This window comes from Bacillus siamensis, from assembly GCF_051628075.1.
Taxonomy (GTDB): Bacteria; Bacillota; Bacilli; order Bacillales; family Bacillaceae; genus Bacillus; species Bacillus siamensis.
In genome coordinates, this window is the sequence record NZ_CP155579.1 from 2788326 (window position 1) to 2811003 (window position 22678).

A 22678-nucleotide genomic window follows, 5' to 3' on the forward strand; every position below is an offset into this window, starting at 1 on the left:
TCTGCCTGATATCCTTGTCATATACAAACTACACAGGAGGCATGATGATGAGCAAAAAAATCGCAGTTCTGATAACAGACCAATTCGAGGATATTGAATATACAAGCCCGGCAGAAGCATTTAAAGAAGCAGGCCACAGCGTGGTGACAATAGATTTGGAAGCAGGGAAAGAAGTGACGGGCAAGCACGGTGAGAAAGTTAAGATCGATCAAGCGATTTCAGACGCAGACGCCAAGGAATTCGATGCGTTATTAATCCCTGGAGGCTTTTCACCGGATCTGCTTCGCGGAGATGATCGCCCGGGTGAATTTACTAAAGCATTCGTGGAAAATCAGAAACCCGTTTTTGCGATCTGCCACGGCCCGCAGCTGCTGATTGATACCGACCTTCTGAAAGGGAAAGATATCACGGGATACCGCAGCATCCGCAAAGACTTAATCAATGCCGGCGCCAATTATAAAGATGAAGAAGTCGTTGTCAGCCATAACATCGTAACAAGCAGAACACCTGACGATTTGGAAGCCTTTAATCGCGAATCATTGAATCTGCTGAAATAAGCGAATAAAAATGCACAGACCCGTGGGACTGACCCCCGTTTTTGAGACAGGGATCAAAACACCTTTAAGCAGCCAGCTGTCGGTATGTGACCGGCGGCTGGTTGTTTAGTTTCGTTTGAATACGAATGTTGTTATAATAGTGTATATAGGTTTCGACAGTTTGTTCTACGATGGTCGTCGTAGTGCTTTCCAACCTGTCGAGGTAGAACGTTTCAGACTTTAGTGAGGAATGAAACGATTCGATGGAGGCATTATCAGCGGGCGTCCCTTTGCGGGACATGCTCATGGTAATGCCTTTTGTTTTAACAGCTTTCTGATACTCATAAGATGTATAAACAGAACCTTGGTCACTATGTAACACGCAGTTCTCTGGCAGTGCAGGCAGCTGATCAAGTGTGTGTAAGACAAAGTCTGTGTCCTGTCTATCGCCAATCGTAAAAGCAATCACTTCTCCATTGTATAAATCCAATATACTGGAAAGATACAATTGTTTCTGCCCATAAGGCAAATATGTGATATCCGTTACTAGCTTTTCCAGAGGGCGATCAGACTGAAAGTTTCGATCCAATATATTCTCGGCCACGGCATATGGCTGCCCATTCTTCTTGCGCTTTTTCACCTTAACCCGGCATTGCCACTGATTCTTCTGCATAATGCGCTGAACTGTTTTATGATTCATACGCATTTCCTTTTTTAATATGGCTGTGATTTTCCGATAGCCATATCGATACTTGTGTTCTCGGCACAACGTGCCGATTTGTTTTTCTAAATGGTATTTAGGGTTATCTTTCATCAGATTCTTCTTCCAACGATAATAAGATGCTCGTGAGATACCTAAATGAATACAGATATCCTTTATGGTCATTGTGCCGCGCAATGCTTCTACAAGCTCGACTGGCGTTTCGCTATCAGCTTCCTTTCCAATTCGTTGTACTTTTTTAACACTTCATTCTGTTGTCTCAGATAACAATTTTCTGCCTGCAGTTTCTCTAATTCGGAAGAATACTCTGGACCTTTCCCATAAGAATATTGCTTTCCGACAGGTTGTTCGAATCGATGTGTATCCCCAGCTTTATACCACCTGACCCATGTCTGCACCTGCGTCTTATTCTTTATATTCAATTCCTGCATGATCTCCTTCACAGGCACGCCCGCCAATCTCATTTCTACAGCTTTCTGTTTGACTTCAACCGGATAACTCACTCTTGTCCTCATAGAAAAACACCTCCAAGTCTAATTTCGGATAACAACGATCCGTTTTCAAACTTGAAGGTGTTTTTTGTTTGTCTCATATTATGGGGTCAGTCCCCCGTTTCAGTCTGTGCATTTTTTTATGGATTTATAAAGAAACACCAATAGTTAGACCTATTCTCTTCCTCATCCATAATAAGTAAAATAAAGAGTGGGTTTTTCAACACTCGATGGGAGGTTCGCTTATGTGGATAATCATTTTTCTGCTTATCATTTTAATCGGTTTTACCGGAAATATCGTCTCGCTTTTAAGAGCGCAACGGTGTGCATCTCAAAGAATGATTGAGCTTTTAGAAGAGAAAAGCCGAAAATAACCTTTCAGTTTTGTTTCATCCGTAATAATAATAAAAATTTCGGCAGATTTCCTGAAAGATGATTTGATGCCCTGTCTCGTTCGGATGAAGGCCTTCTGACATGCACATTTTACGGAAAGCGGGATTATACGGGTCGATGAGATCTGTATCAAATAGGTCGGCATACGGTACAGAAAGCAGGGTACAGGCTTCTTTCTGGGCTTTCACATAGTCAGCCAGCTTCAAACCCAGTTTATTTTTATCAGTATCACGGCGGACGATTTTTCCGTTTGACATTTTCGCTTGTTTCGTCGGGGTCACTGCAATGATGCTCGCGCCTTTATTTCTGCTGCGGAGCTGCTGAATGACTTGGCAGAAACCTCCGTAAAATGAAGTGATATCTTTTTCATCTGTGCCGATGGGGATGTGGCCGCACCAATCATCATCTGTTCCCTGCACAATAATGACATCTTGTCCCGACGTTTTAAGTGATTGCTGATAAATGTTATCGTTTCCGTTGTTGCTCATATTGACGCCGCTGACAGACAGATTGGTGATTTCGGCGTTTGTCCGGTCTTTCAGAATGTCACCAAAGCTGTATTTCGCACGCAGCCCCCGGGCGACGCTGTCACCTAAGATCGCGATTTTCGAAGCCTTCCGCAGCCTGCTTATGCTGATGAAGTCAACGCTGATATGCCCGCTGTCCGTGATATGCAAAAGCTTGCTGCTGATATCCTGCGAATAGATTGTTTTTCCTTCAGGGTCTTGATACATTTCCTCATTCAGCTTCATTCGGCGTCATCCCTTCCTGTTTTATCCTTCGGCATGTTGTTCAAAAATCAAAAACGGACACGAACAAACAGCGTCATGTTGTCAGTTCAGTGTCCGCAGGTGATACTGGAGTTTTTATCCAGCCCCTTTATTGCCATTATAGCAGATCATCTATCATCGTTTCTACAGTCAGCATTTAAAACAGCGTTTGCGGGAAGAGCGGCGTTTCTTTTGGGACCGTCTTGTGCGGTGCGTCCGTTTTTTGCTGCGCGAACGGTGTGTCCGGTGCGTCCGTTTTTTACTGCGCGAACGGTGTGTCCGGTGCGTCCGTTTTTGGCTGCGCGAACGGTGTGTCCGGTGCGTCCGTTTTTTACTGCGTGAACGGTGTGTCCGGTGCGTCCGTTTTTGGCTGCGTGAACGATGTGTCCGACGTGTCCGTTTTTTGCTGCGTGAACGGCGCTTGCTTTTTCCAGAAACCGGTTCTTGGTGCAAATACTCCCCTAAACCTTCTCTATGAGCAACGGCGACTCCATGTTCAATCTCTTTAACAGAAATAGCGTTCAATCGTATTCACCTCCCTTTTTCTTTACACCATAACGTATGAAATGAACGCCTCTCTTGTATAAGCTTCTCTCTCAATCCGTGATAGAAATAGTCATTTACATAACAAAAAGACCCGTATAAACGGGCCTTTCTGGTTAAAACGCAAAATACAAGAACTCATTTATTTCTTCCTTTCACTCTCCGGCTCGGCATGAATCATCACCTGTGCTTGTTTAAATTCATCCGTAATATCCCTTTCAATGCGGTCACACAAGTCATGCACATCTTTAATCGTCACGTGAGACGCCACGACCATGTGAAAATCAATATACTCCTGCGGGCCGGACCGCCTTGTGCGAAAATCGTGAATTTCAATAAATTCGTGATGGAATGTTTCGATAATCTTTAAAATTGTTTTTTCTTCCTCTGCTGACAAACGGGTGTCAATCAGCGGCGGAAATGCTTCTTTCATTAACTTAAACGCTTCATATATGATATACACCGCCAGCACCATACCTATGATCGGATCAAGTATGTACCACTTCGTTAATGTAACGACCAAAAGGCTTGCCGCTACGCCTAATGAGGTGTACACGTCAGTCAGTAAGTGCAGGGCATTTGATTTCATTGCCACGGAATTAACCTTTACAGCTTCTCTTTTTACTAATTTCGAGACGATCAAATTAATGAGAGCTCCCGCAAGCATCACAACGATTCCCAATACCGGCAGATGAACAGGCTCCGGGTTTACCAGTTTTTGAACACATTCATATATCATCCAAATCCCCGCCGCAAAAATCAGCATTGTTTCGATCGTTCCGGACAGATTCTCGACCTTTCCGTGGCCGTACGGATGCCCTGTATCAGCCGGCTTTTTTGAAATCCTGACGGAAATAAAAGCGATGAAGGCGGCGATCAGATCTAAAAAAGAATGAATGGCTTCGGAAAGTATTGCGACAGACCCGGTTACCATGCCTACCGCTATTTTGAGCATGACGACCAGAGAATTGCTTATCACTGATAAAAAAGCGATTTTAGAGGTGTTTTCCACCATGATCCTCCTCTTTTTGACTTCTTGAATTTATCGTACCAAACGGCATCCGTGTGGGTCTACGGCAACGTTTTTCACAAGAGCCATACAAGTAACTCGCCCCAAAATAAGTTGGAAAGCGGAAACACAGGCGAATTGTTCTTTCAGCACTCAAGTCCCATTGACAACATACAACCGCTTACATTATAGTAGTTTCATGAATAACCACTATGGAGGATGTTTATGGAGGATGTTCTGAAAGAACTGCAGAAATTCGGATTTTCTCAATACGAATGCAAAGCATATATCGGCTTATTGAAACACTCGCCTGTTACCGGGTATGAAATCAGTAAAAGGTCAGGCGTTCCCCGCTCAATGATCTATGAAGTATTGGGGAAATTAGTTGATAAAGGCGCTGTCCATATTGTGCCGTCTGATCCGGTTACATATGCCCCGCTGGCCGGAAAGGAATTAATCGACCGGCTGCGGCATGACTTCGAGAGCTCCTTCGGCTATCTTGAAGAGAAATTATTGGCGCTTGAAAGCGAGCAGGAGATGAATGTCATCCGCCGCATCAGCACAAATGATCATGTCATCAATGAATTGAAGGATATGATTGAAAAAGCCGAGGAAGAGTTGTGGCTGTCTGTCTGGGAACAGCAGATTCCCTTTATTCAAGAGGCCGTTAACAAACGCGCCGCCGAAAAATTGCCCGTCTTTTCGATTGTGTTCGGCCCTCCGGAAGTAAAGCTCGGAAATACGACACATCATAATATGTCTCCTGAAGTGGCGGAAAAACGCATGGGCGGAAGATTAACGATAGCAGCACGGGATAATAAAGAAGTCTTAATCGCCAATTTTTCCCCGCAGACGAATGCCTGGGCCATTAAAACAGAAGATCCCGCTCTCGTTCTCGTGGCCATGGAATATATGAGGCATGACCTGATGTTTGCGGAGCTTGTGAAAGAAGTCGGAGCTGAAAAAGTTGAAGGTCTGATGAAACAAAACCATTCTTTATTTCATGTCGTCACCGGAAATCGGTTCATTTAAATGTGAACCGTATTTTCTTTGATTTTTTCATTAGTCGTTATCATTATAATCTCTAAGGAAGGAGTATAAAAATGATTAACACAGAAGTGCAAAAAACAGCCGTTTCCCGGGAAATGAACGATACGTTTTTACAGGGGGTGCGGGATTGTGTGCCTACACTGCTGGGCTATATGAGTGTCGGTTTTGCTTTTGGCATTGTTGGCGTTGCTTCACACCTCAGTATTCTTGAAATTTGTTTGTTATCCTTGCTGGTCTATGCCGGCGCCGCCCAATTTATTATTTGCTCACTCCTTGTTTCCGGGAGTCCGATTTCTGCCATTATTTTAACGACGTTCATCGTCAATCTGCGGCACCTGCTCCTGAGCCTGACCATCGCGCCTTATTTCACAAAATACTCTTTGGTGAAAAATATCGGCTTCGGTGCTTTGCTTACTGACGAATCTTTCGGAGTAGCGGTGAACAAGGCGGTTCAGAACGGCAGGCTGTACGATAAGTGGATGAACGGCCTCAATATAACCGCCTATGCGTGCTGGGTTATTTCTTGTGTGATGGGCGGGCTTCTCGGACAATGGATATCTGATCCTTACGCTCTCGGTCTGGACTTTGCTTTGCCCGCTATGTTTGCGGCGCTTTTGGTGCTGCAATTGCAGTCGTCCGCGTCGGAAAAGCTGAAACACAGCCTCTCCCTTATTCTCTATATGATCATTTTTATGATCTTGTTATCGTATTTCGTCCCGTCACACATCGCGGTCATCGTCTCAACCGTAATTGTGGCAACAATCGGGGTGGTGACGGACAAATGAGCATCAGCACGCAAATGATCTGGATTATACTCGGCTGCATGATTGTTACGCTTGTGCCGCGCATTGTTCCGTTTATATTTGTCCGGAACATTCAGATGCCGGAATTGGCTTTAAAGTGGCTCTCCTTTATTCCGCTTTGCATTTTGACCGCCTTGGTAACGGAAAGCATGATCGTAAAAACAAACAGCACTTTGACCTTTGATTGGAAAGCAATGATCGTCCTCATCCCGACATTGCTTTGCGCGATGCGGACGAAAAGCTTATCCATCACGGTCATTACAGGCGTCGTGCTGATGGCCGCCGTCAGACTGATATGGTGACAAACAAAAGCCTCCATTCCCAAGGGATGGAGGCTTTTGTTTTATGAGGTCGGATTTTCTTCTTCCGCCTCAGTTTCTTCGGCTTTGACTTCGGCGTTCATACTTTGCTGCTGTTCCCAATGATCCCGCTGCAATCTTTCTTTCGCAATGGTAAACATGAAATTCACGGCGCAGCGCCCCTTCCCTGTTTTTCTTATACTACGTACTGTACTCATTTCCCGGTGCAGTATTCGTAAAACATAAAAAAGCAGCCTGCCGCATTGAGCGGCCGGACTGCTCTTTATTTTCAGTATGTGATCAAGAAGTATTTTTTCTTTCCGCGGCGCAGTACGGTAAATTGATCTTCGATGCGGTCTTCCGCCGTCAGCAGATGACCGATCTCCGTCTGGCGCTCTCCGTTAATGTAAACAGCCCCGTTTTGAATGTCTTCGCGGGCCTGCCGTTTTGAAGGCGACAACTTAGATTCCACAAGCACGTCTACTAAAGACAGTTCTTCAGAGCGGTCTTTTTCAAGTGAAGGCACGTCCTTAAAACCTACCTTGACGTCTTGAGCGGAAAGCTCTTTAATATTGCCGCTGAACAGCGCCTGAGAAATATGAACGGCCTGCTCAAACGCTTCACGGCCGTGTACAAGTACAGTCACTTCTTCAGCAAGGCGTTTCTGCGCTTCCCTTTTCTCTGGAGCCGTTTCTGCTTTTTCAGCATAAGCTTCAATTTCCTCTTTTGATAAGAAAGTAAAGTATTTTAAATATTTGACGACATCACGGTCATCTGTATTGATCCAGAATTGGTAGAATTCATACGGCGATGTTTTTTCTTTATCAAGCCAAATCGCGCCACCTTCTGTTTTGCCGAATTTCGTGCCGTCAGCTTTTGTGACGAGCGGAATGGTAAGACCGAACGCTTTCGCCCCTTCTTCCTCCGATTTTCTGATCAGTTCAAGACCTGCCGTAATGTTGCCCCACTGGTCACTGCCTCCGATTTGGAGTTTGCAGTTCTTTTCTCTGTACAGATTCAGAAAATCGTAGGATTGCAGGATCATGTAGCTGAATTCCGTGTAAGAAATTCCGGTTTCAATTCTTGAGCTTACAGTATCTTTCGCAAGCATGTAGTTGATTCCGAAGTTCTTTCCGACGTCGCGGAGAAAATCAATGATGCTCATTTTTCCGATCCAGTCAAAGTTGTTCGCTATGACGGCTGGGTTTTCTCCTGCATCGAAATCTAAAAATCGGGAAAGCTGATTTTTAATTTTTTGCGACCATTCGACAACGATATCCTGAGTATTTAACGTACGCTCCGCTTTTTTACCGCTCGGATCGCCGATCAGCCCCGTCGCTCCGCCTACAAGCGCAATCGGATGGTGGCCTGCAAGCTGGAAACGGCGCAGTGTCAATATCGGCAGAAGGTGACCGATGTGCAGGCTGTCCGCCGTCGGGTCGAACCCTGAGTATAAACGGATTTTTTCTTCGTTCAGCTGTTTATTCAGTCCTTCTTCATCCGTCATTTGCTGGATTAAGCCGCGGAATGATAAATCTTCTAATAAATTAGTCATTTTGTCTGCTCCTTTGTTTATGGAAATAAAAAACGCCCCTTCGTTTAAAACGAAGGGACGATATAATCGCGGTACCACCCTACTAATAAAAGCATAAAAAAGCTTTTATCACTCTTTTTGATAACGGACCGTGTCCGTTCTTCCACTACTGAAAGCCTTGGAAGGGCTTTGTTCGCAAAAGCGGTTCATGAGTGTATTCGGCATATCCTATGTGCTGATTTTCACCGGCCATCAGCTCTCTGGAACAATCAGATATCCTACTTGTCTCAATCAAAACCTTTTCGTATGAAGCTTACTCATTTTTAACATAAATAAGATGTCATGTCAACGCCGTCTCTTTAATCTTCCATTGTGGACAGGTCGCCTGCCGGCAGGTCCAGCTCCCACGCCTTCAGCACACGTCTCATGATTTTTCCGCTCCGTGTTTTTGGAAGTTTATCTTTGAATTCAATTTCCCGCGGTGCGGCATGGGCGGCCAGCCCTTGTTTTACAAAAAGGCGAATGTCCTCCTTCAGCTGATCGGATGGCTCATGCCCTTCTCTAAGCGCGATAAATGCTTTAATAATTTCTCCCCGGACAGGGTCCGGCTTTCCGATAACACCGGCTTCGGCAATCGCCGGATGTTCCACAAGTTTGCTTTCGACTTCAAACGGGCCGACGCGCTCGCCGGATGTCATGATGACATCATCGACTCTGCCTTGGAACCAAAAATAACCGTCTTCATCCATATAAGCTGAATCTCCGGAAACATACCAGCCGCCCGGCATGAAATAAGATTCATATTTTTCTTTGTTATTCCAAATGGAATCCATCATGGACGGCCAGCCCTTTTTAATGGCGAGGTTCCCCATTCGGTACGGCGGAAGCTCATTCCCTTGATTGTCAACGATCGCCGCTTCCACTCCCGGAATCGGTTTCCCCATTGAACCCGGCTTGATCTCCATGCACGGATAATTGCAGATAAGCTGCCCGCCTGTTTCCGTCATCCACCACGTATCGTGGATGCGCTTGCCGAATACTTTATGTCCCCACTTAATGACCTCCGGGTTTAAAGGTTCTCCGACACTCAAGACGTGACGAAGTGAAGTAAGATCAAATTTGGACGCCATTTCATCTCCGGCGCCCATAAGCATTCTGAAAGCCGTCGGAGCGCTGTACCAGACGCTGACACCGAGCTTTTCAATCGTGCCGTACCAGTTTTCCGGACTGAATCTGCCGCCGACGATCACATTCGCCGCTCCGTTCAGCCACGGCGCAAAAATCCCGTACACCGTCCCGGTCACCCAGCCCGGGTCCGCCGTGCACCAATATATATCGTCCTCTTTAAGATCAAGCACCCACTTGCCGGTCTGGTATTGCTGAATCATGGCTTCATGAACATGAAGCACGCCTTTAGGCGTTCCTGTTGATCCTGATGTATAGTGAAGCAGGTAGCCGTCTCTTCTGTCCATCCATTCAATATCAAGTCTCGTGCTTTCTCCCTCAGCCGCTTTATCATAATGAATGATTTTATCTCCGGCTTCTTTGCTGCCGCCGACAATGAAGATATGCTCCAGGTCGGGCAGGCTGTCCGCCGGAATCCGTTCAGCCAGTTCAGGTGTTGTTACGACAACCTTGGCCTGGCTGTTCAACAGGCGGTCTTTGACGGCGCCTTCCATAAACGCTTCAAATAAAGGGCCGGCAATCGCACCGATTTTAATTGCGCCGAGCATGATAAAATAAAGCTCCGGCGAACGCGGCATGAAAATGAAAACGCGGTCCCCTTTTTCTACGTTTCCATACCGTCTCAGCACATTTCCCGCCCGGTTCGATTCCTCCATCATTTCTTTAAACGTGTATTTTTCTTCCCGGTTTGCGTCCTTGTAATACAGCGCTACTTTGTTTTTGCGAAATGATTCGGCATGACGGTCAATCGCTTCGTACGCGGCATTCAGCTTTCCGGTCTGATGCCAGGAAAACTCCGTCTCTACTTCTTTCCAATCGAAGCTGCGGTATGTTTCCTCATAATTTTGCAGATGATAATTCCCCTTTTCCGCTGGCAACGTTTTCAAATTCATGCAACATCCCCCTTTGCTTATCTATAGACTAATTATAGTAGATGTTCACAGTTTTCTCAATTTTTAAAATATAAATTGCTGTACTATTGAAAACGCTTTATATTTTGTTATGCTTAAAGGAGATGTGTTTTTATTAAGAACCGACAGGCGGTGAATCAGTGAAACATCATAAAACGTACCATTCTTCATCTATTCAGACAGCAGCAGGCCCTCTTTTGATAGAAGGGCCTGTTCCTCCAGAGGACTTAGCACAGTATGAGTTTCATGAAGGCCTGACAGCCTTTCGCCTTCCTCATGAACAGCACAAAGCGTTAGTCGAAATAGCCGGGCTTCCCGAAGGGCGGATCATCATCGCCAGGGACGGAGAGACGATTATCGGCTATGTGACGTATTTATATCCTGATCCGCTTGAACGGTGGTCTGACGGAAATATGGAAGATCTCCTTGAACTCGGGGCGATCGAGGTCGCTCCCGGCTACAGAGGCTGTTCTGTCGGAAAAACTTTGCTGACTGTCAGCATGATGGATGAACAGATGGAACGGTACATCATCATGACGACAGAATATTACTGGCATTGGGATTTAAAAGGGATGAAAAAAGACGTGTGGGAGTACAGAAAGATCATGGAAAAGATGATGAATGCCGGAGGTCTTGTCTGGTTTGCAACGGATGAACCGGAAATCAGCTCTCATCCGGCCAATTGTCTGATGGCCCGCATCGGCAGGCACGTCAGTCAGGCGTCAATTGAACAGTTCGACAGACTTCGTTTTTATCAGCGATTTATGTATTGACTGACATACAAAGGGGATAAAAAGATGATTGCAGAACAAATCATGAAACGGGACGTCATCACCGTCACAAAAAACGACTCCATAGAAACAGCCGTACATAAAATGAAGGCATATCATATCCGCCATCTCCCTGTCATCGACGAAGAACTGCACGTTGCCGGCATCGTCACAGACAGAGACATTAAACAGGCGGGCCCGGGCAGCTTTAAACAAGAAGACCGCGTCGCGTTTCTGACAAACAAAGTGGAAACCATTATGAAACGGAATGTCATCTGCGCCCATCCGCTTGATTTCGTAGAGGAAATATCGGCTTCTTTCTATGAGCATGGCATCGGATGTCTGCCGATTACGGTAAATCATAAGCTGACGGGCATTTTAACCAAAACCGATGTACTCCGGACCTTTGTCAGCCTGACAGGCGCAGCCCAGCCGGGATCACAGGTGGAAATTCTGGTGACGGATATGACCAAAAGCCTTGCTGATCTCAGCTGTATGTGCCGCGATCTTCAGCTGCAAATCTTGAGCGTGCTCGTCTATCCCCATGATTCCGCCGGGACAAATATACTCGTCTTCCGGGTGAAGACGATGAATCCGCTCCCTTTTATCCGCAGCGTTCATGAAGCCGGGTACAATGTCTTGTGGCCGAAACAATTGAGGGATCAGTCATGAGAGACAGCGTTTTTGTTTACTCGCCTTCTTATCAGACGTATCAATTTCACCAGGATCACCCGTTCAATCAGCAGCGCGTGCTTTTGACATACGAGCTGCTTCAGGCGGCGGACGCGTTTGAAGAGGGAGATATCGCCGCTCCGCGCATGGCCTCTAAAGAAGAGCTGGCACTCGTTCATACAGAGGATTACATACAGGCGGTTGAACTAGCGGGGGCGGGCCGGCTTCCTGCCGCAGAAGGAGAAAGCTACGGGCTCGGAACGGAAGACACCCCTGTTTTTGCCGGCATGCATGAAGCCGCGTCGCTTCTGGTGGGCGGCACTTTAACAGCGGCAGATTATGTCATGACGGGACAGGCGAGGCATGCCTGCAATTTAGGCGGGGGCCTTCACCACGGCTTCCGCGGCAGGGCATCGGGCTTTTGTATTTATAATGACAGCGCCGTGGCCATCCAATACATTCAGAAAAACTACGGGGCAAAGGTGTTATACATTGATACCGACGCTCATCACGGCGACGGCGTTCAATTTACGTTTTACGACAGGTCAGATGTCTGCACAGTTTCATTTCACGAAACCGGGCGTTATTTATTTCCCGGGACGGGACAAGTGCTGGAAAAAGGAAGCGGGCAAGGCTACGGCTATTCTTTTAACATTCCGCTGGACGCTTTCACAGAGGACGATTCCTTTCTTCACGCTTACAAAACGGCCGCTTCAGAAATCGCGGCTTTTTTTAAGCCGGATGTAATCCTGACACAGAACGGAGCGGACGCCCATTATTACGACCCATTGACACACCTGTCCACTACCATCTCCATCTATCAGGAGATTCCCCGGCTTGCTCACTCATTAGCCCATCAACATTGCAGCGGCAGATGGATCGCGGTCGGCGGAGGCGGATACGATATTTGGCGAGTGGTTCCGAGAGCATGGAGCCGTATATGGCTTGAGATGAAAGGGATTGATCCCGGGGAGCGCATACCGCAGGAGTGGATTCATAAATGGCAGAAACACTCGCCCTATACCCTGCCCGCGTTTTGGAGTGACCCTGAACAATTATATCCTCCGATTCCCCGAAAAGAAGAAATATCAGAAAAAAACGCCCAAACCGTGGAAAAAGCGCTTTTTGCCATCCGGTCTGAACAGCGGTATAAAACAAAATAAAAAAAACGACCCTTACGAAGAGGTCGTTTTTTTTATGACAATTTCCACACGGCGGTTTTCATTCATATGACCGGGGCTTTTGTTGTCCTTCACAGGTTTTGTATCCGCGTATCCGACTGAAATAAACCGTTTGGCGGAAAAGTCTTCTTTCGCGGTAAAATACCGGATCACACTCGCCGCTCTTGCAGACGACAGCTCCCAGTTCGACGGGAATTGATAGGTGGAAATCCGGCGGCTGTCCGTATGGCCTTCCACTTGAATGTCATTCGGAATTGTTTTCAAAAGCACTGCGATCTGATGCAGGACTGGTTCGGCGTTTTTCAGCACATCCGCTTTTCCTGTCTGAAACAGAACGGCCTCCTGCAGCACAAGAACCACTCCGCGCTCATCGCGCTTCGCCGTTAATTTGGAACTCAAATGGTGCGATTTTATGTATGTTTTCACGTTCTGCAGCAGCAAATCTTGTTCTTTATTTTCATTTGCTTTGTCTGATGACGCCAGTTCACCTCCGCTGCCGTTTGTATGAATCGATGAAACGGCTGATTGAAATTTTTCCGCGTCTATTTGCGACATGGAAAAAAGCAATATAAAGAACACAAGAATGAGCGTGATCAAGTCAGCGAACGTCACCATCCATCTTGGTGAACCGCCGGAATGTTCCGGTTTGTTTCTTCTTTCAAAACGCTCTCTTCTAAGCTTCATGGACAGCGCCCTTTTTCTTGTTCGCAGGCTGCTCTTTACGCCAGTCTTCTCTTGAGCTGAAAACGACGAGCTGACTTTCGAGGTTGCGGGGATTTTTTCCCGATTGGATGCCGACAACCCCTTCGATCATAACCTGTTTGATGAAAATTTCACTTTCCGTTTTTTCTTCAAGCTTTGCCGCGATAGGGATAAACACGAGATTGGCAAGCAGCGCGCCGTACAGCGTCGTCAATAGCGCAACAGCCATGTTCGGCCCGAGGGTATGCGGGTCATTTAAATTTTTAAGCATGAGCACGAGTCCGACAAGCGTCCCGATCATTCCCCAGGCGGGCGCGAAATCACCAGCTTTTTCAAAAACGCGTCTTCCTTTTCTGTGTCGTTCTTCCATCGCGGCGATCTCAGAATCCATCACCAGCCGGATCGTTTCTTCGTCCCAGCCGTCAATCGCAAGCAATAGACCTTTTTTCAAAAACGGATCCTTAATCTCGCGCGCCCGGTCCTCCAGAGACAGCAGCCCCTGTCTTCGCGCCTGCTCCGCAAGGCTGACGAATACTCTGACAAGGTCCTTCACATTGTCATCCTGACGGGAAAATACCTGTTTTAAAACAGAAGGGGTTTTCTTTAAATCCCGAGGCGGAAAGCTGATAAAGACCGCCGCGGCAAGGCCGCCTGTGACGATTAAAAAAGAAGTCAGATCTAAAAATGAACTGATTCCCGCAAGCCCCGTTCCTGAGAGAATTCCGATTGCGACAATAATACATCCTAACATAAATCCAACGGGTGTCAGATAATCAAAACGTTTCATATCTTCTCCTTACTCAAGTAAAAAAGCAAGATTCCACTCCTCAGAGTGAAGCTTGCTTTTCCGTTTTTTTATGACTTTGTTGATTGTCTTAATTCGATGCGGTGAGGCAGCTCAACGATATGCTCTTCAACCGGCTCTTTGTTCATCAGTTTTGTCAAAAGCCTCATCGCCACGGCTCCGATATCGTAAGTAGGCTGCACGACTGTGGAAAGCTGAGGGCGGACCATCAAGCTCAATCTCGTATTGTCAAAACCGATAATATCAAGATCGTCAGGAATCGACAGACCTTGATCCTGAGCCGCATGAATAATGCCGAGCGCCATTTCATCCGTTGCAGAAAGGATTGCCGTCGGCTTCCGCTCAAGGCCCATTAAGCTTTGAAGCGCCTCCATTCCGGAATCATAGGTGTAATCGCCTTCCGCTACGAACTGCTCATTAAACGGGATGCCCGCTTCTTCAAGCGCCCGTCTGTACCCTTGCAGTTTTTTCGAGCCGTTGATCGGCTCTGCCATCGGTCCGGAGACAAATGCGATGTCGCGATGCCCTTTCTCAATGAAAAGCTTAACGGCATCATAAATCGCCTGTTCATAATCAATGGCGACAGAAGGCGTCTCACCCTGTTCTTCCACTGATGCCGCCAATACGATCGGCACAGGAGAGCGCTTAAATTCTTCGACATGCTCGTCCGTAATGTTTCCGCCCATAAATACGATACCGTCCACTTGTTTGCCGAGCATCGTGTTTAACAGGTGCAGTTCCTTCTCGAGGTTTTGGTCCGAGTTGCTTAAAATAATATTATATTTGTACATCGTCGCGATATCTTCAATTCCCCGGGCAAGTTCCGAGTAGAAAATGCTTGAGATATCAGGGATGATGACGCCGACCGTTGTCGTTTTTTTGCTTGCCAGTCCTCTTGCCACCGCGTTCGGGCGGTAGCCGAGCCGGTCAATGGCTTCCAATACTTTTTTTCTGGTCGTCGGTTTTACATTCGGATTGCCGTTTACGACGCGGGAAACAGTCGCCATGCTGACATTTGCTTCTCTGGCCACGTCGTATATCGTAATGTTGCTCACTGAAACCACTCCTTTTACTGGATACACTTATCCTTATCTATAGCATAAACACTTTATGTAAAGAAATGTCGTGCGTTTTCGCATTCTGTCGTTTATGGTTGTAAGCGTAAGTCAGTAGTGTACATTATTTTTCATTATTCATCAAATTTAAATACTTCTCATGAAATTATACACGTTTTTCCCAGTGATGAAAACGTTCACTTCCATTTTATAATTAAATAAAATGAAGAAACGAAAAAGGGCCGCACGAGGCGGCCCTTAAAGAACGGAACACTTTATTATGCTTTTACTTTCACCATCGGCTTTAATTCGTTCAGCCATTTCTCGAATTCAGGTATATCCATCTGCTGCGCAGAGTCTGAAAGGGCAACGGAAGGATCAGGGTGAACTTCGGCCATCACGCCGTCAGCGCCGATCGCAAGCGCTGCTTTTGCTGTCGGAAGCAGGAGATCGCGGCGGCCTGTTGAATGTGTGACGTCAACAAACACCGGCAAGTGAGTTTCCTGTTTCAAAATCGGCACGGCAGAAATGTCAAGCGTGTTTCTCGTTGCTGTTTCGTACGTTCTGATTCCGCGCTCACAAAGAATGATTTGGTCGTTTCCTTGTGACATGATGTATTCAGCTGCATTGATGAACTCTGAAATCGTTGCGGCAAGACCGCGTTTTAGCAATACCGGCTTTTTAACCGAACCGGCGGCTTTCAGTAATTCAAAGTTTTGCATGTTACGTGCGCCGATCTGAATGACGTCAATGTAATCAATCGCTTGCTCAATGTGGGCAGGCGTAACGATTTCACTGATCACCGCGAGGTCATATTCATCAGCGACGCGTTTGAGGATTTGCAGGCCTTCTACGCCGAGACCTTGGAAATCATACGGGCTTGTGCGGGGTTTGAACGCACCTCCGCGCAGGATTTTAATGCCTTGTTTTTTCGCAGCGGCCGCTACTTCCGCAACCTGCTCATAGCTTTCTACGGCACAAGGACCGACGATGAATCTCTGATCGCCGTCACCGACTTTTTCGCCTTTAATGTCAACGATCGTATCTTCTGCTTTTTTCTTCCGGGAGACGAGCAACGCTTTGCTGTGATCCTCTTCTTGAAGCTCAAGGCCGGCTTTGAAAATTTCTTTGAAAATATGCTGGATTGTTGAGTTTTCAAACGGGCCGTCATTGCTTTCAATAATGCGGTTAAGCATTGTACGCTCTCTGACGGGGTCAAATCGGTTGACACCCTGTGCTTCTTTGGCTTTACCGATTTCTTTTACAACGGCTCCGCGTTCATTGATTAATTTAAGGATTTGTAAGTTTAGTGCGTCTGCCTGCTGTCTTAGGCTCTCTAATTCCTTGTTGCTCATCTTTTTCATCCCTTCTATGCTATGTTTTATTTTAATGGTTAACATGCATCTTACTACAGTTATGCGAAAATAGGAATATGAAACAATAAATTTCTTCACATTTTACTTTATCACCAAAACGCTTTTAAGCTTTTATGCGTTGAAGTAGTGTATATTGATATCCTACATGATATGGCTGAAATGATCAATAGTTTTTTTCAAAAAAAAACCGCCGGTATCATCCGGCGGTCAGTAAATTATGAAAGGTGCTGCTCTATTGCGTTTTTTGTGATTTGGGAATGAGACGCATGCCATTTCACTACGCCGTTTGTAATGACGAATACTTGCGGGCTTTCATGTTTCACGCCGTATGTCTCGGCGATATAGTTTGAAAGCGGCCGGCTGTCCTGCACCTGCAGGTAATAAGAAGGCACTTCTGAATGCTCTGATGCAAACGCGTCAAACTCCTGAAACGCCGCTTGGCTGATCGGGCAGGTTGTGCTGTGTTTCAAAAACACGAACGTGCTTTCTTTCTCAGCGGCATTTTTGAACTCTTCTTCTGACGATATCAGCTGCTTTGTCATGTCTGTTATCTCTCCTTATTGAAGATCAGCGATTTGCCTGACCGGCTTTTTCCCCTGCATCTTCCGCTTCGGCTTTGATGCTTTGGGCCGTGTCCTGCATTTCGCTTCTCGTCTCTTCGGCTTTCTCGGTTAGTGTGCTCTTAGAACGGTCTTTTAAATCCTTCACTTTATTCATAATCTGGCCTGACTGATCAGCTACCAGCTGGGTGATGTTAGATGTTTTGTCCTTGGCGATGCTGACATATTGAGAGCCTTTTTCTTTCGCGTCGGCCGTCATTCTGTCCGTCTTATCCTTCAATGCGGAAGCCTGGCTGCCGAGATCGTCGCGCAGCTCCTTGCCTGATTTAGGCGCCAGAAACAAAGCCGTTGTCGCGCCGATAATTCCCCCGATCAGCGTTCCGATTAAAAAATCCTTACTATTGATTCCATCTTTGCTCATTATGATTCCTCCTTAGTGGATTTTTCTTATGATTAAAGCGATGTTTTTTTCTTTTGCTTCCACTTGTCCCATATTTCCATAGCGGCCTGGCTCCAGGTGACAACCTGACTGATCTTATCCTGGTTCTCTCTGACAGAGGCCGAAACGGAACCGGCTGCCTGCTTTATGGATGTATTAAACTGCTGGACGGAAGTTCCCACTTCCTGCACAGCATGGACAACCGTATTTAATTTCTCTGATTTTTCCTGAATGTCTTCCGCGAGACGGTTTGTCTTATGTAACAGCTCGGTTGTCTCTGCGGTAATGCCCTTCATCTGCCCTTCAAGGCCGTCTAAAGTCGACGCTACGTTTGTTAAAGTCATCTGCACGGACTTTAATGTTTTGGACAGATAAATGACGAGGATAAGAAATGCTACGGCAATGAGTGCGACGCTTAAGTAAAGAATGATAATCATCTAATACCTCCTTATTGCAGGATATAATGGTATATACCCAATTATTAAAATGATAAACATATATGAAAGGGGCTGTATGTATACTATTTCTCCGTTTATCGGTAAATCCCTTTGCGCACGCACAAAAAAGCAGTGAGAGCCCCACTGCTTTTTTGTTACGCTATGACGTTTTCATAGGCCCTCATATATTTTTGAATGTCTCCGGCGCCCATAAAGATCAGCACTGCGTCTTTATGCGCTTTTAACACGGATGTGTCATTCTCTTCAATGAGTTCTGCGTTATCGATTTTTTCCTGCAGATCCGTGATGGTGAGTTTGCCGACGTTCTCGCGGGCAGATCCGAAAATGTCGCACAGATACACGCGATCGGCCGCGCTCAAGCTTTCTGCAAATTCATCAAGGAATGATTGCGTCCGTGTAAACGTATGCGGCTGGAATACCGCGATGATTTCACGTTCCGGATATTTTTGGCGCGCCGCCTCAATGGTGACTTTAATTTCAGTCGGATGGTGGGCGTAGTCGTCTATCAGCACCTGGCTGCCGATCACTTTTTCATTGAATCTGCGTTTGACGCCGCCGAATGATTCAAGTCCGCGTTTAATCATGTTCACGTCGATCTCTTCATAGTGGCAAAGCGCAATGACCGCTAATGAATTGAGGACATTGTGATGGCCGTATGCCGGGATGTAGAACGTATCGTAAAACGTATTGCGGACAAAGACGTCAAATGTCGTGCCTTCCGTATTTTTTACGATGTTTCTCGCTTGAAAATCGTTTTCTTCTCCCGTGCCGTAATAAACAACAGGCACATTGGCGTGAATTTTCGGCAGATACTCGTCATCACCGCAGGCAATGATGCCTTTGTTGACTTGAAGCGCCATGTTTTGGAAAGCATCAAACACATCGTCAATGTTGGCGAAATAATCAGGGTGATCAAAATCAATATTCGTCATGATCGCATAATCAGGCTGATAGCTTAAGAAATGACGGCGGTACTCGCAGGCTTCAAATACAAAGTATTCGCTGCTTTCATTTCCTCTGCCCGTCCCGTCTCCGATAAGAAACGAAGTCGGCTTCGCCTGCTGCATCACGTGTGCCAAGAGACCCGTAGTGGACGTCTTGCCGTGTGCGCCCGTAACCGCGACACTTGTATATTTTTTCATATATTCAGCTAAAAATTTATGATATCTGATAACAGGAATTCCTTCAGCGAGCGCCTTTGCGATTTCCGGATGAGAATCAGGGAATGCGTTTCCGGCGATTACCGTTAAGCCCGGTTTGATGTTATCGGGGCTGAACGGATAGATCGGGATATTTCTTTTTTCAAGGGCAGCCTGAGTAAAAATCTGCTTCTCGATATCCGATCCCTGCACCTGATACCCTGTATCATGCAGGATTTGAGCAAGCGGGCTCATACCTGTCCCTTTTATTCCAACAAAATGATAAACAGTCATAATCGTACCTCCAACAAACGTCTATCTGTTCCCCAGTATATGACGCTCATTTCATTTTGCGACCGCCGCGGGCGAAAAGCCTGCACAGCGGCGCTTCCATTTATTTTTACATTATCGTCAGTATCTGTAACTTTCTTTTTGATTAAACCTGCCGCATGATATTTCAGCGCGTGACAGTGATGCTGTTTGATGGTCCATCCATTATCATACCATGTTTGTGAGAAAAATGAACGATATTCTTATTCTTGAGTAATGTCAGCAGCCGTAATCAGCACTTCGCGGGGTTTGCTGCCCTTTGCTTCTGAGATCATGCCTTCAGCTTCCATCATGTCAATCAGCCTCGCCGCACGGTTATAGCCGATCCTGAACCTTCTTTGAAGGCTGGAGGTGCTGGCGCTGTTTTGCTCCACGACAAATTGGCACGCCTCAGGAAACAGCTCGTCCTCTTCCTTGAGGGCGGTTCCCTGCCTGATCAGTTCTTCCTGTTCAAACAAATAAGAAGGCGGGAGCTGCTTTCTGACGTGAGAGACGACGCGGTCGATCTCGCTGTCTGAGACAAAGTTGCCCTGCAGACGCACCGGTTTACCGGTACCGTTTTCCCAGTACAGCATGTCGCCTTTTCCGAGCAGCTTTTCCGCCCCCGCCATGTCGATAATCGTTCTGGAATCGACCTGACTTGAGACGGAGAATGCGATCCTCGTCGGGATGTTCGCCTTGATCATGCCGGTAATGACATCGACAGACGGACGCTGTGTCGCGACGAGGAGATGAATGCCGCAGGCTCTCGCTTTCTGCGCGATTCTGGCAATGCTTTCTTCCACATCGTTCGGCGCGACCATCATTAAATCGGCAAGCTCATCAATAACCACTACGAGGTACGGGAGCTTTTCGCCTGTCTTATGATCGGCCGTTAATTCATTAAAACGGCCGATATCTCTCACACCTGAATGAGCAAACAGTTCATACCGCCGTTCCATCTCTTCCACAACCCATTTTAACGCCGCGGTTGCGGCTTTGGCGTCCGTGATGACGGGGCTGACTAAATGCGGAATTTGGTTATAAGGCGCAAGCTCGACCATTTTCGGATCAATCAAAAGCACTTTGACCTCGCTCGGATCTGCCTTATAAAGCAGACTGACCAAAATGGTATTGATGCAGACGCTTTTTCCCGATCCTGTCGCACCCGCAATCAAGCCGTGCGGCATTTTTTTCAAATCAATGACGACCGGATTGCCGGAAATATCGACACCGAGCGCGGCTGTAAGCGGAGACGGATTCGTCCTGAAAGCGGCGCTTCTGATCATCTGCCGTAAATCAACGACCTTGCTTACGCGGTTCGGAACTTCAATGCCGATCGTGTTTTTGCCGGGGATCGGCGCCTCAATGCGAATATCCTTGGCAGATAAACTCAGCTTTATATCATCTGCTAAGTTTGTAATTTTGTTTACTTTCACTCCCGGCTCAGGATGCACTTCAAATCTTGTGACGGACGGGCCTTGTGTGACATGAACGACTTGGGCGCGCACATTAAAGTTTTTCAGTGTAACGTTTAAAAGCTCACGCTGTTCTTCAATCCATGATTGGTCGTCATGTCTTTGAGCCGGCGGTACGTCCAGAAGCGACAGATTCGGGAAAACATAGCCCGCTCCGCCCTCTGGTGTCTTCGTCTGCTTGTGTTTATCGCTTTTGAGCATCATGACATTAAACGGAACACTGCGCTCTTTCGGCCGCTCCGCCGTTTTTACAGGCTGTTCGTAATTCTTCGTTTTTTCTTCGGCAGGCGGGGCCGGGGCTTCGGCCGGCTCGATGACTGCAGATTCAGGCTCCGGTTCAGAATGCTGAGGGGCTTCGTTGAACTCAGGCTGTTCATCTGCTGTTTGTTCCGCGTCAGCCTCAGGCGATTCAGGCCGGGCTTCAGACTGCGGCTGCTCTTCCTCTTCATACCCGGGTTCTGAGTATGTATATACTGGTTCCCCAGCGGTTTCAAAAGTTTGAGCGGCTTCCGTCTCAGGCTGCTGATACTCCTCCTGCTGCGGCGCTTGTTCTTCTGTGTGTTCAGACGGCCGGGGCGCTTCATACTCAGTCTCATTTAAAGGCTGCGGCTCGGTTTGTTCCAGCTCTTGTTGATCTGTATAGCCGGCAGGTTCCGTGCTTTCCGGCTGCTGCAGGTCTTTAGCCTGGCGCGGTTCTGATGCTCTGTACACTTGCTCTTTTGCATTCTCAGCCTCAGTGTGCGGCTGCTCTTGTTTGGCGGCCTGGAATTCTTCCGGTTTCACAGACGGGTCCAGCCGGGTGTCCGTCTGTTTTGTCATGGCGGATGCTGTGAATGCGGGCTCTTTTTCCGTTTCCTGACCGGACTTTGGCGGAACAAATTGCTCCTCTGACAGCAATGTCACGCTCTCTTCACGCTGTTTTTGCGGATTAGGCGCTTTTTTAATGCTGTGCTGAGATTGAAAACCGTAGACCGGTGAAGGAATGGATGACGGTTTAAAGGGCTTTTTCACCGGCTCCGGCTCTTCATATGTATGCTGTTTCCGCTCCCGCTCCGTATGCTCCGTCGCGGCGGCATATCCCCGGGACGGCTGGCGGCGGCGTTCATGCCTTTCCTGCTGTCTTTGTTCCGTTCGCTTATAGCCGTCCGGAACGACGGGAAAGCGGAAATTCCCTTTCGGATATTCGTAATATATTTTAGGATCTTCCATGCGCGTTAATTTGCCTTCTGGCTGATCCGGTATCTGCTGTTTCGGGATTTGGGCATGTGTGTTCGGTTCATGTTCATGCTCTTCTTCTTTTTCACCTAAAAATAAGTCAAAAAATTTATTCAGCCAACTCATGTTTAATCACTCTCTAACTCCCTTATTAGTAGTCTGGGACGATATTTAGTATACCACTGCCGGGCGGCTCAGAAAAGATTAAGCTCCCAACTGAAGAAAGCCGTTAAGCAGGCCTGCTTAACGGCTTTCTCTCACATCATTCGATTCT

Annotated in this window: 24 protein-coding genes and 1 other annotated feature; of the genes, 8 read left to right on the forward strand and 16 right to left on the reverse strand. The window is 46.9% G+C overall.

Going from position 1 to position 22678, the window contains the following annotated elements; translation table 11 throughout:
* Positions 1 to 47 precede the first annotated feature (47 nt).
* A complete protein-coding gene (locus ABDB98_RS13600) occupies positions 48 to 557 on the forward strand; it encodes a type 1 glutamine amidotransferase domain-containing protein (RefSeq protein WP_060964543.1) in 510 nt (169 codons plus the stop codon).
* Between the two features lie 64 nt (positions 558 to 621).
* Here the strand turns inward: ABDB98_RS13600 and ABDB98_RS13605 are convergent.
* Positions 622 to 1772, reverse strand: a protein-coding gene (locus tag ABDB98_RS13605; protein ID WP_438420396.1) for an IS3 family transposase whose coding sequence is annotated in 2 segments (ribosomal slippage) — positions 622 to 1499 and positions 1499 to 1772 — 1152 coding nt in all. Because the reading frame shifts where the segments join, the coding sequence is not laid out codon by codon here.
* 221 nt (positions 1773 to 1993) lie between these two features.
* Here ABDB98_RS13605 and ABDB98_RS13610 point away from each other — a divergent pair.
* Complete coding sequence (locus tag ABDB98_RS13610) at positions 1994 to 2122, forward strand: hypothetical protein (protein ID WP_438420397.1); 129 nt, start codon at positions 1994 to 1996, stop codon at positions 2120 to 2122.
* A gap of 15 nt (positions 2123 to 2137) precedes the next feature.
* Here ABDB98_RS13610 and ABDB98_RS13615 read toward each other — a convergent pair whose 3' ends face one another.
* The 3 genes from ABDB98_RS13615 to ABDB98_RS13625 all read right to left on the reverse strand — a co-directional run bounded on the left by ABDB98_RS13615 (position 2138) and on the right by ABDB98_RS13625 (position 4469).
* Positions 2138 to 2893 (reverse strand): SGNH/GDSL hydrolase family protein, encoded by a 756-nt coding sequence (locus ABDB98_RS13615; RefSeq protein WP_438420398.1) that lies wholly within the window; start codon positions 2891 to 2893, stop codon positions 2138 to 2140.
* A 168-nt stretch (positions 2894 to 3061) separates the two neighbouring features.
* Positions 3062 to 3436 (reverse strand): CotG/ExsB N-terminal domain-containing protein, encoded by a 375-nt coding sequence (locus ABDB98_RS13620; RefSeq protein WP_438420399.1) that lies wholly within the window; start codon positions 3434 to 3436, stop codon positions 3062 to 3064.
* A gap of 160 nt (positions 3437 to 3596) precedes the next feature.
* Positions 3597 to 4469 (reverse strand): cation diffusion facilitator family transporter, encoded by an 873-nt coding sequence (locus tag ABDB98_RS13625; protein ID WP_060964540.1) that lies wholly within the window; start codon positions 4467 to 4469, stop codon positions 3597 to 3599.
* A 219-nt stretch (positions 4470 to 4688) separates the two neighbouring features.
* On the opposite strand from ABDB98_RS13625, the gene ABDB98_RS13630 reads away from it, so the two are divergent.
* From ABDB98_RS13630 to ABDB98_RS13640, 3 genes are all read left to right on the forward strand, one after another.
* The gene (locus tag ABDB98_RS13630; protein WP_016938558.1) at positions 4689 to 5495 is read left to right on the forward strand and encodes a TrmB family transcriptional regulator; all 807 of its coding nucleotides are present in this window, start codon (positions 4689 to 4691) and stop codon (positions 5493 to 5495) included.
* A gap of 71 nt (positions 5496 to 5566) precedes the next feature.
* On the forward strand, positions 5567 to 6298 hold the full coding sequence (locus ABDB98_RS13635; RefSeq protein ID WP_438420401.1) for an AzlC family ABC transporter permease: 732 nt from the start codon (positions 5567 to 5569) through the stop codon (positions 6296 to 6298).
* A complete protein-coding gene (locus tag ABDB98_RS13640; RefSeq protein WP_016938556.1) occupies positions 6295 to 6618 on the forward strand; it encodes an AzlD domain-containing protein in 324 nt (107 codons plus the stop codon). The genes ABDB98_RS13635 and ABDB98_RS13640 overlap by 4 nt, the downstream gene beginning before the upstream one ends.
* A 41-nt stretch (positions 6619 to 6659) precedes the next feature.
* Here the strand turns inward: ABDB98_RS13640 and sr7p are convergent, their stop codons facing one another.
* From sr7p to acsA, 3 genes are all read right to left on the reverse strand, one after another.
* Positions 6660 to 6785 carry a small protein SR7P gene (gene sr7p / locus ABDB98_RS13645; protein WP_016938555.1) on the reverse strand — a complete coding sequence of 42 codons (126 nt, stop codon included), beginning with the start codon at positions 6783 to 6785 and terminating at the stop codon, positions 6660 to 6662.
* Between the two features lie 119 nt (positions 6786 to 6904).
* Positions 6905 to 8170, reverse strand: coding sequence for a tyrosine--tRNA ligase (tyrS, locus tag ABDB98_RS13650; protein WP_438420402.1), 1266 nt, complete (start codon positions 8168 to 8170; stop codon positions 6905 to 6907).
* A gap of 50 nt (positions 8171 to 8220) precedes the next feature.
* Positions 8221 to 8453: a binding site (T-box leader), on the reverse strand.
* A 55-nt stretch (positions 8454 to 8508) separates the two neighbouring features.
* Entirely contained in the window at positions 8509 to 10227 is a 1719-nt protein-coding gene (gene acsA / locus ABDB98_RS13655) for an acetate--CoA ligase (RefSeq protein ID WP_438420403.1), read from the reverse strand.
* A 158-nt stretch (positions 10228 to 10385) separates the two neighbouring features.
* Here acsA and ABDB98_RS13660 point away from each other — a divergent pair, with 158 nt between their 5' ends.
* The 3 genes from ABDB98_RS13660 to ABDB98_RS13670 are packed head-to-tail and all read left to right on the forward strand — an operon-like array spanning position 10386 to position 12850.
* Entirely contained in the window at positions 10386 to 11018 is a 633-nt protein-coding gene (locus ABDB98_RS13660) for a GNAT family N-acetyltransferase (RefSeq protein WP_060964537.1), read from the forward strand.
* A gap of 24 nt (positions 11019 to 11042) precedes the next feature.
* Positions 11043 to 11687, forward strand: coding sequence for an acetoin utilization AcuB family protein (locus ABDB98_RS13665; RefSeq protein WP_438420404.1), 645 nt, complete (start codon positions 11043 to 11045; stop codon positions 11685 to 11687).
* Positions 11684 to 12850 (forward strand): acetoin utilization protein AcuC, encoded by a 1167-nt coding sequence (locus ABDB98_RS13670; protein WP_016938550.1) that lies wholly within the window; start codon positions 11684 to 11686, stop codon positions 12848 to 12850. Before ABDB98_RS13665 ends, ABDB98_RS13670 begins: the two co-directional genes overlap by 4 nt.
* Positions 12851 to 12862: 12 nt before the next feature.
* On the opposite strand, the gene motS is transcribed toward ABDB98_RS13670, so the two are convergent.
* The 9 genes from motS to ABDB98_RS13715 all read right to left on the reverse strand — a co-directional run bounded on the left by motS (position 12863) and on the right by ABDB98_RS13715 (position 22530).
* Positions 12863 to 13552 (reverse strand): flagellar motor protein MotS, encoded by a 690-nt coding sequence (gene motS, locus ABDB98_RS13675; RefSeq protein WP_438420405.1) that lies wholly within the window; start codon positions 13550 to 13552, stop codon positions 12863 to 12865.
* The gene (gene motP, locus ABDB98_RS13680; protein WP_016938548.1) at positions 13542 to 14357 is read right to left on the reverse strand and encodes a flagellar motor protein MotP; all 816 of its coding nucleotides are present in this window, start codon (positions 14355 to 14357) and stop codon (positions 13542 to 13544) included. The genes motS and motP overlap by 11 nt, the downstream gene beginning before the upstream one ends.
* A 68-nt stretch (positions 14358 to 14425) precedes the next feature.
* A complete protein-coding gene (ccpA, locus tag ABDB98_RS13685; RefSeq protein WP_438420406.1) occupies positions 14426 to 15430 on the reverse strand; it encodes a catabolite control protein A in 1005 nt (334 codons plus the stop codon).
* A gap of 278 nt (positions 15431 to 15708) precedes the next feature.
* A complete protein-coding gene (locus tag ABDB98_RS13690; RefSeq protein WP_016938546.1) occupies positions 15709 to 16785 on the reverse strand; it encodes a bifunctional 3-deoxy-7-phosphoheptulonate synthase/chorismate mutase in 1077 nt (358 codons plus the stop codon).
* 236 nt (positions 16786 to 17021) lie between these two features.
* On the reverse strand, positions 17022 to 17348 hold the full coding sequence (ytxJ, locus tag ABDB98_RS13695; RefSeq protein ID WP_438420407.1) for a bacillithiol system redox-active protein YtxJ: 327 nt from the start codon (positions 17346 to 17348) through the stop codon (positions 17022 to 17024).
* A 25-nt stretch (positions 17349 to 17373) separates the two neighbouring features.
* Positions 17374 to 17787, reverse strand: coding sequence for a YtxH domain-containing protein (locus ABDB98_RS13700; protein WP_003152380.1), 414 nt, complete (start codon positions 17785 to 17787; stop codon positions 17374 to 17376).
* A 32-nt stretch (positions 17788 to 17819) separates the two neighbouring features.
* On the reverse strand, positions 17820 to 18242 hold the full coding sequence (locus tag ABDB98_RS13705; RefSeq protein WP_016938543.1) for a DUF948 domain-containing protein: 423 nt from the start codon (positions 18240 to 18242) through the stop codon (positions 17820 to 17822).
* A 155-nt stretch (positions 18243 to 18397) separates the two neighbouring features.
* A complete protein-coding gene (gene murC, locus ABDB98_RS13710) occupies positions 18398 to 19696 on the reverse strand; it encodes a UDP-N-acetylmuramate--L-alanine ligase (RefSeq protein WP_016938542.1) in 1299 nt (432 codons plus the stop codon).
* 239 nt (positions 19697 to 19935) lie between these two features.
* Positions 19936 to 22530: a DNA translocase FtsK gene (locus ABDB98_RS13715; RefSeq protein ID WP_438420408.1), complete on the reverse strand. Its 2595-nt coding sequence runs from the start codon at positions 22528 to 22530 to the stop codon at positions 19936 to 19938.
* Positions 22531 to 22678: the final 148 nt, after the last annotated feature.

Bases quoted from the DNA above. Each gene is read 5' to 3' on its own strand.
- ABDB98_RS13600 (WP_060964543.1), top strand. From the start codon at position 48: ATGAGCAAAAAAATCGCAGTTCTGATAACAGACCAATTCGAGGATATT.
- ABDB98_RS13610 (WP_438420397.1), top strand. From the start codon at position 1,994: ATGTGGATAATCATTTTTCTGCTTATCATTTTAATCGGTTTTACCGGA.
- ABDB98_RS13615 (WP_438420398.1), bottom strand. From the start codon at position 2,893: ATGAAGCTGAATGAGGAAATGTATCAAGACCCTGAAGGAAAAACAATC.
- ABDB98_RS13625 (WP_060964540.1), bottom strand. From the start codon at position 4,469: ATGGTGGAAAACACCTCTAAAATCGCTTTTTTATCAGTGATAAGCAAT.
- ABDB98_RS13630 (WP_016938558.1), top strand. From the start codon at position 4,689: ATGGAGGATGTTCTGAAAGAACTGCAGAAATTCGGATTTTCTCAATAC.
- ABDB98_RS13635 (WP_438420401.1), top strand. From the start codon at position 5,567: ATGATTAACACAGAAGTGCAAAAAACAGCCGTTTCCCGGGAAATGAAC.
- ABDB98_RS13640 (WP_016938556.1), top strand. From the start codon at position 6,295: ATGAGCATCAGCACGCAAATGATCTGGATTATACTCGGCTGCATGATT.
- tyrS (WP_438420402.1), bottom strand. From the start codon at position 8,170: ATGACTAATTTATTAGAAGATTTATCATTCCGCGGCTTAATCCAGCAA.
- acsA (WP_438420403.1), bottom strand. From the start codon at position 10,227: ATGAATTTGAAAACGTTGCCAGCGGAAAAGGGGAATTATCATCTGCAA.
- ABDB98_RS13665 (WP_438420404.1), top strand. From the start codon at position 11,043: ATGATTGCAGAACAAATCATGAAACGGGACGTCATCACCGTCACAAAA.
- ABDB98_RS13670 (WP_016938550.1), top strand. From the start codon at position 11,684: ATGAGAGACAGCGTTTTTGTTTACTCGCCTTCTTATCAGACGTATCAA.
- motS (WP_438420405.1), bottom strand. From the start codon at position 13,552: ATGAAGCTTAGAAGAGAGCGTTTTGAAAGAAGAAACAAACCGGAACAT.
- motP (WP_016938548.1), bottom strand. From the start codon at position 14,357: ATGAAACGTTTTGATTATCTGACACCCGTTGGATTTATGTTAGGATGT.
- ABDB98_RS13690 (WP_016938546.1), bottom strand. From the start codon at position 16,785: ATGAGCAACAAGGAATTAGAGAGCCTAAGACAGCAGGCAGACGCACTA.
- ytxJ (WP_438420407.1), bottom strand. From the start codon at position 17,348: ATGACAAAGCAGCTGATATCGTCAGAAGAAGAGTTCAAAAATGCCGCT.
- ABDB98_RS13700 (WP_003152380.1), bottom strand. From the start codon at position 17,787: ATGAGCAAAGATGGAATCAATAGTAAGGATTTTTTAATCGGAACGCTG.
- ABDB98_RS13705 (WP_016938543.1), bottom strand. From the start codon at position 18,242: ATGATTATCATTCTTTACTTAAGCGTCGCACTCATTGCCGTAGCATTT.
- murC (WP_016938542.1), bottom strand. From the start codon at position 19,696: ATGACTGTTTATCATTTTGTTGGAATAAAAGGGACAGGTATGAGCCCG.
- ABDB98_RS13715 (WP_438420408.1), bottom strand. From the start codon at position 22,530: ATGAGTTGGCTGAATAAATTTTTTGACTTATTTTTAGGTGAAAAAGAA.